Below are 11,561 nucleotides of genomic sequence, written 5' to 3'. Positions count from 1 at the left end.
AATACATCCCTGTAGGCTTGACGGCAGCATCCCTGCTGCCGACACCCGCCGGCGGACAGTCGGGTTCGCAGCCTCATGCGAATGGGTTTGCGTGGAAACGAGGAGAAGACTGGGTGCAACGGATTCTGGTGTTGCCGGGCGATGGGATCGGCCCGGAGATTGTCAACGAGGCCTTGAAGGTCCTGGACCGAGTGGCCGAGTTGGAGGGAATGGATCTCGAGATCGACGAGGGCCTGATCGGCGGGGCCGCCTACGACGCGGTGGGCCACCCCTATCCCGAGGCGACGCGGGTGATGGCGCGCGAGGCGGATGCCATCCTGCTGGGTGCCGTGGGTGGACCGCAGTATGAAGCCCTGGAGCGCGAGCTGCGGCCGGAGCGCGGGCTGCTCGGCATTCGTTCCGACCTTGGACTGTTCGCGAACCTGCGCCCGGCGATTCTGTATCCGCAACTCGCATCGGCCTCCACGCTGCGGCCCGAGGTGGTCGCGGGGCTGGATCTGCTGATCGTGCGCGAGTTGACCGGCGACATTTATTTCGGGCATCCGCGCGGCATCGAGCTGCGCGACGGCGAACGCGTGGGTTTCAACACGGCCGTGTACAGCGAATCCGAAATCGAGAGGATCGCCCGTGTAGGCTTCGAGGCGGCCATGAAGCGCGATCGCCGTCTGTGTTCGGTGGACAAGGCGAACGTGCTGGAGGTCTCGGAGCTGTGGCGCGAGGTGGTCATCCGCGTCGGCGAGGAATACCCCGAGGTAGAGCTCTCCCACATGTACGTGGACAATGCGGCGATGCAGCTGGTGCGGGCGCCCAAGCAGTTCGATGTGATGGTGACCGGAAACATCTTCGGGGACATCCTCTCCGATGCCGCCGCGATGCTTACCGGGTCGATCGGCATGCTCCCGTCCGCGTCGATGAATGCGACCGGCGCCGGCCTGTACGAGCCGATTCACGGCTCGGCTCCGGACATCGCTGGGCAGGACAAGGCCAATCCGATCGCCACCGTGCTGTCCGTTGCGATGATGCTCCGGCACAGCCTCGGGCAGGAGGAAGGCGCGCGCCGGATCGAGGCGGCGGTCGGGCGGGTTCTCGACCAGGGATTGCGCACGGCAGATATCCAGTCCGAGGGCTGCACGCTGGTCGGAGGCAAGGCGATGGGCGATGCGCTGGTCGCGGCCCTGAATTGACACAATAGTTCATAAAATGGCGGTAATGTAATGAATGCAAAAACGTTTGACGTTGCGGTCGTGGGTGCCACCGGAGCCGTGGGCGAGACGATGCTGTCGATCCTGGCGCAGCGGAAGTTTCCCGTGGGCAAGGTCTACGCCCTGGCCAGCGAGCGCTCAGCGGGCAAGACAGTGGCCTTCGGCAACCGCGAACTGGTGGTCGAGGATCTCGCGGACTTCGACTTCGCGAAGGTGCAGATCGGTCTGTTTTCCCCCGGCGCGTCCGTTTCGGCGCAATACGCTCCGAAGGCCGCGGCCGCCGGCTGCGTGGTCGTCGACAACACCTCCCAGTTCCGCTACGACGACGATATTCCCCTGGTGGTGCCCGAGGTCAACCCTCAGGCAATCGCGCAGTACACCCAGCGGGGAATCATCGCCAACCCGAACTGCTCGACCATTCAGATGCTGGTGGCGCTGAAGCCCATCTATGACGCCGTTGGCATCGAGCGCATCAATGTCGCGACGTACCAGGCCGTGTCCGGCACCGGCAAGGACGCGATCGAGGAACTGGCCCACCAGACCGCGGCCCTGCTGAACGGCAAGCCGGTGGAGTGCAAGGTCTATCCGAAGCAGATCGCATTCAACGTGCTGCCGCATATCGACGCCTTCATGGACAACGGTTACACGAAGGAAGAAATGAAGATGGTCTGGGAGACCCGGAAGATCTTCGGCGACGAAACGATCATGGTGAATCCGACCACGGTGCGTGTGCCGGTGTTCTACGGCCATTCCGAGGCGGTGCACATCGAGACGCGGGAGAAGATCAGCGCGGAAGCGGCACGCGAGCTGCTCTCGAGCGCGCCGGGTGTGACGGTGCTGGACAAGCGGGAGCCGGGCGGTTATCCGACTGCCGTGACCGAGAGCAGCGGGCGCGACGGCGTTTTCGTCGGCCGCATCCGCGAGGACATATCGCATCCGCGCGGTTTGAACCTCTGGGTGGTGTCCGACAACGTGCGCAAGGGGGCCGCGCTGAACACCATTCAGATTGCCGAGGTCCTTGCCGGGGAATATTTGTGATTTGGGTCACATGCACGTAAATCTCTGTTAATCTTTAGGGGGTTCGTAGACTGCCAGAGGGGGTGCTGCGGACGGTGTCTTCGACCTGGGTCCGTAGCCTCGGTTTGTCGCGAGAGGGGGTAAGCGTGCACAGAATCATCCCGTTTTTGCTCTTGATCATGTTGAGCGCACCCGCGATGGCGAGTGTCAGCTTTGGCGAGATCGAGGTTCGTTCCTACCTCAATCAGCCGCTGCAGGCGCAGATCAGGGTCCAGGGAAGCGCGCTGACCGACGACCGCCTGGAAATCCGGCTTGCATCGGAGGACGCTTATCGGCGAGCCGGCCTGACCCGTGGGGCGGTGCCCGCCGATCTCGCCATCGAGTTGGAAGGCACGGGCACCAGCCGCATCGTCCGGCTGACCACCCAGAGGCCCGTGCGTGAGCCCTACGTTGGCCTACTGCTCGAGGCACGATGGGGCGCCGGGCGGGTACTGCGGGAATACACGATCCTTTTGGACCCGCCGGTGGCCTTTGCGCCGGAGCGCAGCGTTGCGCCGGTGATCAGCCGATCCGCGGAGCCTGCGCCACGGCCCAGCCCGGCGCCGGCCCCGACCGCGCGCACCGAGTTCGGGCCCCGGCCCATGGCGGGAACGTATACGGTTCGTCCCGGTGACAGCCTCGGGGCCATCGTGCGGCGCCAAGGGTATGCGGACGTCACTGCGGAACAGGCGATGCTCGCAATCCTGGAGGCGAATCCGCGGGCCTTCATGGGGGGTAACGTGAACCAGCTGCTGGCCGGGGCGCAGTTGGCCATGCCAAGTGAGGAGCAGTTGGCGCGCCTCAGTTCTCAGGCGGCGCGGGAGGAAATCCAGCGACAGACCGCCGAGTGGCGGGACCGAACGGCGCCACGATCTCCACCGCCAACCCCGACGCAAGTGGCTGAGGCAGCATCTCCGGAAACAGCCCCTGCGGAAACGGCCCCTCCCGAAGATGCAGCTCCCGAAACCGAACCCGATCCAGCCTCCACAGCAGAAGAACCCGAACCGGCAGCCCCCTCAGACGATCGCGAGGATGAGGCTGCCGCAACCGTTTTGGACGATCCGGAGCTTGCGAGCACGGACCGGCTGGAGATTCTGGGCGACTTGGATCACGGGCTGGGTGCAAGCGATGGCGCGAGCGCCCAGGTCATGGAGGAGGCGCTGCTGTCCCAGCAGACCGCGGTGAGCGAATTGCGGGAGGAGTTGATCTCGCTGCGCTCCGAGTTGACCGAACGCGACCAGATGATCAGTGTCGTGAATGCGGAGCTTGCGCAACTGGAGCAGCGCATGCGGGAGCTTCAGCAGCAGCGCGAAGGCGGCTCTCCCGGCGGCACTTCCGCCATGGCCATGCACGAGAGGATTCTCGCCGATCCTCTTCTGCTCTTGCTGGCGGCGACCTCGGTTCTGTTGTTCCTTCTGCTCCTGGTGTCTCTGTTCCGTCCCCTTCGCAGTCAGGCGGCGGTCACGGAGCCCATGCCCGCGCGCCGGGAACCGGAACCTCCGGTGGCGGCGCCCGTGGCCCGTGCGGCCGAACCGGCCCGTGGAGTGGCCGATCCGGCCGGTGAAGCGGCCGACGCGAACCGGACTGGCGGAGCCGCACCCGGCACCCCTGGCGGTGCCGGGGCCGCAGGCGCCGGGATGTCGGCTGCCGCAGCCAGTGCGGCCACAGTAGCCGGCGCGGCAACGAAGAACCGAGAGTCGGCGACCGCAAAGCCGTCAGGCGACATCGACGTCGGTGAGAGCGGGGAAGACGACCTCCTGGCCGATGTCGACCTCTATCTGGCCTACGGCATGAACGAACAGGCGATTTCCGCATTGGAGACCGCGATCAGGGACGGCCGGGACCATCCCGAGTACCGCATGCGTCTGATCGAGGCCTATGCGGCCAGCGATGACGGTGAAGCGGTGCGTAGCAATGCGGCTGTGCTGCGCGAACGGCTGGGTCCGGGGGACGACGAACTGCGCGAGCGTATCGCCGCTGCCGAGGCGGAGGTCTCCGCGTCCGGCGACGGGACGGGTACCGGAACAAACTCGCTCGAGTTCGAGGTCTTCGAGGCGCCTGAGCCACCGGCCGGCGGCGATGCGGCCGGGTCGGGAACAGTCGAAACAGGCCAGGACGATGCAAACCTTCTCCGTTTCGACCTCGACGACCTCGATGACGGAGGGGAGCGGGGGGCGATTCTGGAGGCTTCTGAAGCGGGCGAACCTGCGGGCGGCGCAGAACAGGACGATTTGCCCATGCTGGAACTCCCGGATTTCGAGACAGCGGACGCAACCGGTTCGTCTGGCGGGCTTCAGGGAGCTGGCGACAGTGACACCTCGGAAAACGGGATGAAGCTCAGCCTGGCGGAGGCTTTTGTCGAAATGGGGGATCCCGAGGGGGCGCTCGCGCTGCTCGATGAGGTCATGCCCAGCGCGACCGCTGAACAGGCCGCCAAAGCGGAGCAGCTCCGGAAGCAGATCGGGGACACCGCGGACTGAGCGGATCTGGGCAAAAGTCGCCCGGGAGCGCTCGCCGCGCAGGCCATTGCGGATCACCACGCTGATCTCCATTGACGGTTTGGCGAGCCTCGCGGTGGCAGGGATCGTGTTGATGTCGTCCGTCTTGGTGAATCCGATGGCACCCGCGCTGGTGCCCGGTTTTCTGGCACTCGGGATACTCACCTTGACCGGTGCCTGTCCGCTTCGCCGGGGCCTTGCCCTGGCCTGGCGTCTCAAGTGGTTTTTCCTCTCCCTGTTGTTCTTCTTCGGTTGGTGGTACCCGGGTGCCGGACCTTGGGGCTGGGAGCGCCTTCTTCCTTCCCCAGAAGGGCTGAGCGAGGCCGCGATGCGTATCGCGGCACTGGTGCTGATCGTCTGTTGGGTGGCCTGGCTTACCGGCGTTTTCGATCGCAATGCCCAGATCCAGGGGTTGGCGCGTTGGTTGTCCTTGTTGCGGCCACTGGGTCTGCGCGGCGAGGTCTTCGCAAATCGGCTGTTTTTGGCGCTCGATTACTTCGAGGCGCAACGCGCCGACTATCTCGAGTTCCGGGAGCGGATCCGTGGTTCCCGCCGGGGTCGCCTGAAGGCGGGCCGGGAGTTTTTGATCAGCGGCCTTGAAGGCGCGCTGGCCGGTGCGGCTCCCGCGGGTCGTCAGGCCATGCCGGGAGAGACCGGAACGGGGAAATCCCAGGACGCCGCGGGAGAACTTTCCTGGCAGGTCGCGCTGCTTTGGATCGCTGTTCTGGTGGCGCTGGCGATCCGGGTCGCCGGATGAAGGGGGCGTCCTGATGTCGAACGCCTCGGTACACACCCAGCGCTGGGCCCTGGGGGTGGAATACGACGGCAGTGGTTTCGTCGGCTGGCAGCGGCAGAAGGATGGTCCCAGCGTGCAGGCGGCGGTCGAGCAGGCTCTCGGCTTCGTCGCCGGACACGCCGTGGACCTGCATTGCGCCGGGCGTACCGACGCCGGCGTTCACGCTGTGGGCCAGGTCATCCACTTCGACACAATGGCCGTTCGGGAGGAACGCAACTGGCTCCTGGGCGCCAACGCGCGCCTGCCGCAATCCGTGGCATTACTCTGGGCGCGCCCCGTGTCCCGCAGCTTCCACGCGCGCTTCTCGGCACAGGCCCGGCGGTACCGCTATGTGATCGCCAACCAGGCCGTACGACCGGCGATTCAGGCCAGTGGACTGGCCTGGTGGCGCTATCCGCTGGATGCACAGCGAATGCACGATGCGGCGCAGACGCTGGTGGGCCGGCACGATTTCGCCAGCCTCCGTGCAGTGGCCTGCCAGGCCAAGTCGTCGGTAAAGACCATCCATTCGATCAGCGTCAGCCGGCAGGGGCGTCACGTCGTGCTCGACGTCCATGCCAATGCCTTCCTGCATCACATGGTGCGCAACATCGCCGGCGTGCTGATACCCATCGGCCAGGGAAAGCGTGGAGCCGATTGGGTCAGGGAAGTGCTGGAAAGCCGCGATCGAAGGGCGTCGGGAATCACCGCCCCTGCCGGCGGCCTGTATCTGGTCGGTGTGGATTATGATCCGGTCTTCTCGCTACCCCAGGCGGCGCAGCAGCCCGTGTGGCCCATCGTGCCAGCCAGGCCCGGACCGGATGGGATGGTTCCGGCCGGTGGGTCCTGAGCGCTGGCCGCCGACCCGCGCCGGCTTGTTCTGGTAACCTCGCCGGTTATCATGCGCTATCGAATCAAGATCTGTGGCCTGACCGACGCGGGTCAGGCACTGACCGCCGCGAGAGCCGGCGCCGATGCCATCGGGCTGGTCTTCTACGCGCGAAGTCGCCGGGCCGTTGGCATCGAGCAGGCTGCTGCAATCGCTGCCGCACTGCCGCCCTTCGTCGCCACCGTCGGGCTTTTCGTCGACCCCGCGGTCGGAGAGGTCGAAACGGTCCTGGATCGGTGTCGGCTGGACTTTCTGCAGTTTCATGGCGCGGAGACCGCAGCTTTCTGCGCGGGCTTCGGGCTGCCGTACCTGAAGGCCATTGCGATGGGGGGCGGGCGTGACCCCCGGCCGGAGATGGATGCCCATCCGCAGGCACGGGGTTTTCTGCTCGACAGCCACGCAGACGGCAAGATGGGGGGGTCGGGCCAGGCCTTCGACTGGCGCAGCATTCCGGGCCCCCTGGAGCGCCCATGGCTGTTGGCCGGTGGGCTGGATGCGCGCAATGTCAGGCAGGCGCTGGCGCTAGCATGCCCTTATGGCGTGGATGTCAGTTCGGGCGTGGAGTCCACGCCCGGGCAAAAGGATCCCCGGTTGGTCCGGGACTTCGTTGAGTCGGTGAGGCAGGTGGAACGTGAGTGAGATGAAGCAGGCAGTCGAGTGGGCGGCGTTTCCGGATGCGCGCGGGCACTTCGGACCGTACGGCGGTCGGTTCGTGGCCGAGACCCTGATGGGCGCGCTGGACGAACTCCAGGCGGTCTATGAAAAATACATGAAGGATCCGGAGTTTCTGGCCGAGCTGGATGCGGACCTCCAGAACTTCGTCGGCAGGCCGAGTCCGCTCTATCACGCCGAGCGCCTTTCGCGGGAACTCGGCGGCGCGCAGGTCTACCTGAAGCGCGAGGACCTGAACCATACTGGCGCGCACAAGGTGAACAACACCATCGGCCAGGCACTGCTGGCGAAGCGGCTGGGCAAGACCCGCATCATCGCCGAGACCGGGGCCGGGCAGCACGGGGTCGCAACGGCCACGGTGGCCGCCCGTCTCGGTCTCGAATGCGTCGTATTCATGGGCGCGGAGGACATCCAGCGCCAGTCCCAGAATGTCTATCGGATGCGCCTGCTGGGAGCCGACGTGGTGGCGGTCAAATCGGGTTCGCGGACCTTGAAGGACGCACTGAACGAGGCCATGCGGGATTGGGTGGCCAACGTCGATGACACCTTCTACATCATTGGTACGGTGGCGGGGCCGCATCCCTATCCGGCGATGGTCCGAGACTTCCAGTCGGTGATCGGCCGCGAGGCGCGCGCCCAGCATCTGGAGATGACGGGACGCCTGCCGGATGCCCTGGTGGCCTGCGTCGGCGGCGGTTCCAATGCCATCGGCCTGTTCCATCCCTTCCTTGCGGACGAGTCTGTGGCTATGATCGGGGTCGAGGCGGGCGGTGACGGCGTCGCCACCGGTCGGCACTCGGCGCCACTGTGCGCAGGGCGTCCGGGAGTGCTGCACGGCAACCGGACCTACCTGATGGAAGACGACAACGGCCAGATCATCGAGACGCACTCCATCTCGGCAGGGCTCGACTATCCCGGTGTGGGGCCGGAACATTCCTGGCTGAAGGACATCGGGCGTGTGAGCTATGTCTCGGTGACCGACGACATGGCGCTGCGGGCCTTTCACCGGATGACCCGCACCGAGGGTATCATTCCCGCGTTGGAGACCAGCCATGCCGTTGCCCACGTGCTCGACCTGGCGCCGCGCATGCGCACGGACCAGAGTGTGATCATCAATCTGTCCGGGCGCGGCGACAAGGACCTGAATACCATCGCCCGTCTCGAGGGGATCGAGTTGTGAGCCGGATCGCGAAACGTTTTGCCGAGACCCGCGCCAGTGGCCGTGCGGCGCTGATCCCCTACGTGACCGCCGGTGATCCCGCCCCCGGAGTGACCGTGGCGTTGATGCACGACCTGGTGGCTGCCGGCGCCGACCTCCTAGAACTCGGCGTACCGTTTTCCGACCCGATGGCCGACGGTCCGGTGATCCAGCTGGCCTGCGAGCGGGCCCTGGCGCATGGCACCAGCCTGCGCGACGTGCTTGCCATGGTGGCTGCCTTCCGGGAGCGGGACCGCGAGACTCCCGTCATTCTGATGGGCTATCTGAATCCGGTGGAACGCATGGGTGCCGAGACCTTTGCGGAGGCCGCGGGTGCGGCCGGGGTGGACGGCGTGCTGGTGGTCGACCTGCCCCCGGAGGAGAGCGACGAGCTGACCGGCGTGCTCGCCCGGGTGGCCATCGATCCGATCTTTCTGGTGGCGCCGACCACATCCAGCCGGCGCCTGGAGCATGTCACGGCCGCCGCGCGTGGATTTATTTATTATGTCTCCCTGAAAGGTGTGACGGGATCGCAGGCCCTGGACCCGGCCGAGTTGGGCGCCCGGCTGAGTAGCATCCGCGCACTGACCGAGCTGCCGCTGGGCGTGGGCTTTGGCATCCGTGATGCGCAGACTGCGGCGCAGGTGGCCAGGGTGGCCGATGCCGTGGTGGTGGGTAGCGCGATCGTCCGCCTGGTCGAGCAGTTTCCGGAAGCGCCCGATCAGTTCCGTGCGGCGGCTTCGGCCCTCGTTCGCGAGATGCGCACGGCAATGGACGATGCGCGCATGGCCGAGGCCCCGGCTCCGGTCTGAGCACAGGATGGCGCACCCAAGACAGGACTGACGCATGAGCTGGTTCGAGAAGTTGATGCCCTCGCGGATCCGTACCGATAACGCCACCAAGCGTACGGTGCCCGAGGGCCTGTGGGTGCGTTGCGTGGGTTGCGATGCGACGCTGTATCGGCCGGAACTGGAGCGGAACCTGGACGTGTGTCCGAAGTGCGGGTATCACCGCCGCATCGGCGCGCGCCGGCGCCTGGAAATCTTCCTCGACGAGGGTCCACGCGAGGAGATCGGTTCCGGGGTCGAGGCCTCCGATGTCCTTAAATTCCGGGACAGCAAGAAGTACAAGGATCGGCTTGCGGCGGCCCAGAAGGCCACGGGCGAAAAGGATGCGCTGCTGGTGATGCGCGGCGAATTGGAGGGGTCCCCCATCGTTGCGGCCGCCTTCGACTTTTTTTTCATGGGCGGATCCATGGGCTCCGCCGTCGGCGAGCGCTTCGTCCGGGGCGCGGAGCGGGCACTGAAGGAGCGTATTCCCCTGGTCTGTTTCTCCGCCAGTGGCGGGGCGCGCATGCAGGAGGCCCTGTTCTCGCTGATGCAGATGGCCAAGACCAGTGCCGCTTTGGCGCGCCTGCGCGAGGAGCGTGTGCCGTTCGTGTCCGTGATGACCGATCCGACCATGGGCGGCGTCTCGGCCAGCCTGGCCATGCTCGGCGACATCAACGCCGCCGAGCCCAAGGCGCTGATCGGTTTCGCAGGGCCGCGGGTCATCCAGCAGACCGTACGCGAGACCTTGCCGGAGGGGTTCCAGCGGGCGGAATTCCTGCTCGAGCACGGCGCGATCGACCTGATCATCGACCGCCGCGAGATGCGGGCGCGGCTCGCCTCGCTGCTGGCGCTGTTGACCCATCACATCTCACCTGCCACCGCCATCCATGACCCGTCCACCTCCGCGCCCTCCGGAGAGCACGGAGGCGGGCCATTCCACGGCGAGATCCACGTTCCCGGCGATACCAGGAACCCGGGCTGAGCGCGCATGACAGGACCCAGCGGTCGACTGGCGCCCGACGCTGGCCGGATTGACTGCGGATCCGAAACCGGTTGCGTGACCGAGTGACGGCCTCGAACACGTCCCCGATGCGCTTCCAGACGCTGCAGCAGTGGCTCGACTGGCAGGAGACCCTGCACCCCAAGGCGATCGACCTGGGGCTTGAGCGCGTGGCCGCGGTCGCCGATGCCCTGCAGCTGCGTACCCAGGTCCCGACGACCATCACCGTCGCCGGGACCAACGGCAAGGGGACGGTCGCCACGGTGGTCGCTGCCCTTTTGCGGGCCTTGGGATTCCGGGTCGGGCTCTATACGTCTCCCCATCTGCTGCGCTACAACGAACGGGTATCCATCGACGGCGAGCCGGTCTCTGACGACGATCTCTGCCGGGCCTTTGCCGCTGCGGATGCCGCGCGCGGTCCCCATTCCCTGACCTATTTCGAGTTCGGCACTCTGGCCGCTGTCTGGCTGTTTCGGGAGAGCGGGGTGGATTTCCAGGTGCTGGAGGTTGGTCTGGGCGGGCGCCTGGACGCCGTGAATGTCTGGGACCCCGATGTCGCCGTGATCACCAGCGTCGATCTCGATCACCAGGCCTGGTTGGGCAACGACCGGGAACGGATCGGCTGGGAGAAGGCGGGTATTCTGCGGCCGGGGCTGCCGGCGGTGCTGGGGGATGCGGGACCCCCGGCTTCGGTTCTGCGCGAGGCGCGGAGGCTGGGCGTGCCCCTGGCCCGCTTCGGTCAGGACTTCCTGTTCGATGCCTCGGTGGCCGGGGGACGCTGGTCCTGGGCGGGCAGTTCCAGGGAACTGCGACTCGATCCCGACCTGACCGCGGCATTGTCCGGCGCCCGGGGGCAGAACGCGGCGACGGCGCTTGCGGTCCTCCATCTGCTTCGCCTTGAGGGTCGCCTGAGCGGGGAGGTGCTCCAGATCGGTCTCGGCGCCACCCCGCCCGGGCGCCTGCAACGCGTTCCCGGTACGCCGGAGTGGCTCCTGGATGTGGCCCACAATCCCCAGTCGGCACGGGAACTCGCAGGTTGGCTTGCTCGGCACCCCGTGCCGGGACCCGTGGTGGCGATCGTGGCGGTGATGGCCGACAAGGAACGCGGCCCCATGTTTGCGGCGCTGGACCCGGAGATCGATGTCTGGCTGCCGGTGCCCATCCCGTCGCGGCGTGCATTGGCCGCGAACGAACTCGCGCGGGAACTGGGCGCCTTGCCGGGGAGCCGCGTCATCCTTGCGGACGAACCGGGGGCTGCGATGGCCATGGCCGTGGAGCATGCCGGGCCGACCGGGCGCGTCGTGGTCTTCGGTTCCTTCTTGACCGTGCAGGCGATCCTGGAGCGGCTGCAGCCCGCGGGTGTGAAGAGGGTCTAGCCTGGCGCCGTGTTCCCTGCATGGGCCTGCGCGGAAAAACTCTCGATGGATCGTTATACTCTCTC

At 66.5% G+C, this 11,561-nt stretch carries 10 protein-coding genes; all 10 read left to right on the top strand.

The window, feature by feature from the left end:
* Nucleotides 1-113 precede the first annotated feature (113 nt).
* The 10 genes from leuB to folC all read left to right on the top strand — a co-directional run bounded on the left by leuB (nt 114) and on the right by folC (nt 11,496).
* Entirely contained in the window at nt 114-1,184 is a 1,071-nt protein-coding gene (gene leuB, locus EA346_RS05180; protein WP_296756339.1) for a 3-isopropylmalate dehydrogenase, read from the top strand.
* Nucleotides 1,185-1,214: 30 nt separating this feature from the next.
* Entirely contained in the window at nt 1,215-2,240 is a 1,026-nt protein-coding gene (locus EA346_RS05175) for an aspartate-semialdehyde dehydrogenase (RefSeq protein WP_296756337.1), read from the top strand.
* Nucleotides 2,241-2,365: 125 nt separating this feature from the next.
* Nucleotides 2,366-4,738, top strand: coding sequence for a FimV/HubP family polar landmark protein (locus tag EA346_RS05170; protein ID WP_296756335.1), 2,373 nt, complete (start codon nt 2,366-2,368; stop codon nt 4,736-4,738).
* Between the two features lie 112 nt (nt 4,739-4,850).
* On the top strand, nt 4,851-5,513 hold the full coding sequence (locus EA346_RS05165) for a hypothetical protein (protein ID WP_296756333.1): 663 nt from the start codon (nt 4,851-4,853) through the stop codon (nt 5,511-5,513).
* Between the two features lie 13 nt (nt 5,514-5,526).
* Nucleotides 5,527-6,381 (top strand): tRNA pseudouridine(38-40) synthase TruA, encoded by an 855-nt coding sequence (gene truA / locus EA346_RS05160; RefSeq protein ID WP_296756332.1) that lies wholly within the window; start codon nt 5,527-5,529, stop codon nt 6,379-6,381.
* Nucleotides 6,382-6,432: 51 nt separating this feature from the next.
* Nucleotides 6,433-7,059 (top strand): phosphoribosylanthranilate isomerase, encoded by a 627-nt coding sequence (locus tag EA346_RS05155; RefSeq protein ID WP_296756330.1) that lies wholly within the window; start codon nt 6,433-6,435, stop codon nt 7,057-7,059.
* A 1-nt stretch (nt 7,060) separates the two neighbouring features.
* Nucleotides 7,061-8,272 (top strand): tryptophan synthase subunit beta, encoded by a 1,212-nt coding sequence (gene trpB, locus EA346_RS05150; RefSeq protein WP_296756347.1) that lies wholly within the window; start codon nt 7,061-7,063, stop codon nt 8,270-8,272.
* Nucleotides 8,269-9,102, top strand: a complete 834-nt coding sequence (gene trpA / locus EA346_RS05145; RefSeq protein WP_296756329.1) for a tryptophan synthase subunit alpha — start codon at nt 8,269-8,271, stop codon at nt 9,100-9,102. The genes trpB and trpA overlap by 4 nt, the downstream gene beginning before the upstream one ends.
* Before the next feature lie 34 nt (nt 9,103-9,136).
* Nucleotides 9,137-10,102: an acetyl-CoA carboxylase, carboxyltransferase subunit beta gene (accD, locus tag EA346_RS05140; RefSeq protein ID WP_296756327.1), complete on the top strand. Its 966-nt coding sequence runs from the start codon at nt 9,137-9,139 to the stop codon at nt 10,100-10,102.
* 107 nt (nt 10,103-10,209) lie between these two features.
* Nucleotides 10,210-11,496 (top strand): bifunctional tetrahydrofolate synthase/dihydrofolate synthase, encoded by a 1,287-nt coding sequence (gene folC, locus EA346_RS05135; protein ID WP_296756325.1) that lies wholly within the window; start codon nt 10,210-10,212, stop codon nt 11,494-11,496.
* The last annotated feature ends 65 nt before the right edge of the window (nt 11,497-11,561 follow it).

It is taken from the genome of Thioalkalivibrio sp., assembly GCF_007692535.1.
Classification (GTDB): Bacteria; Pseudomonadota; Gammaproteobacteria; order Ectothiorhodospirales; family Ectothiorhodospiraceae; genus Thioalkalivibrio.
Note: the sequence above shows the minus strand (reverse complement) of the source record. Positions and strands in the feature narration are given on the sequence as shown.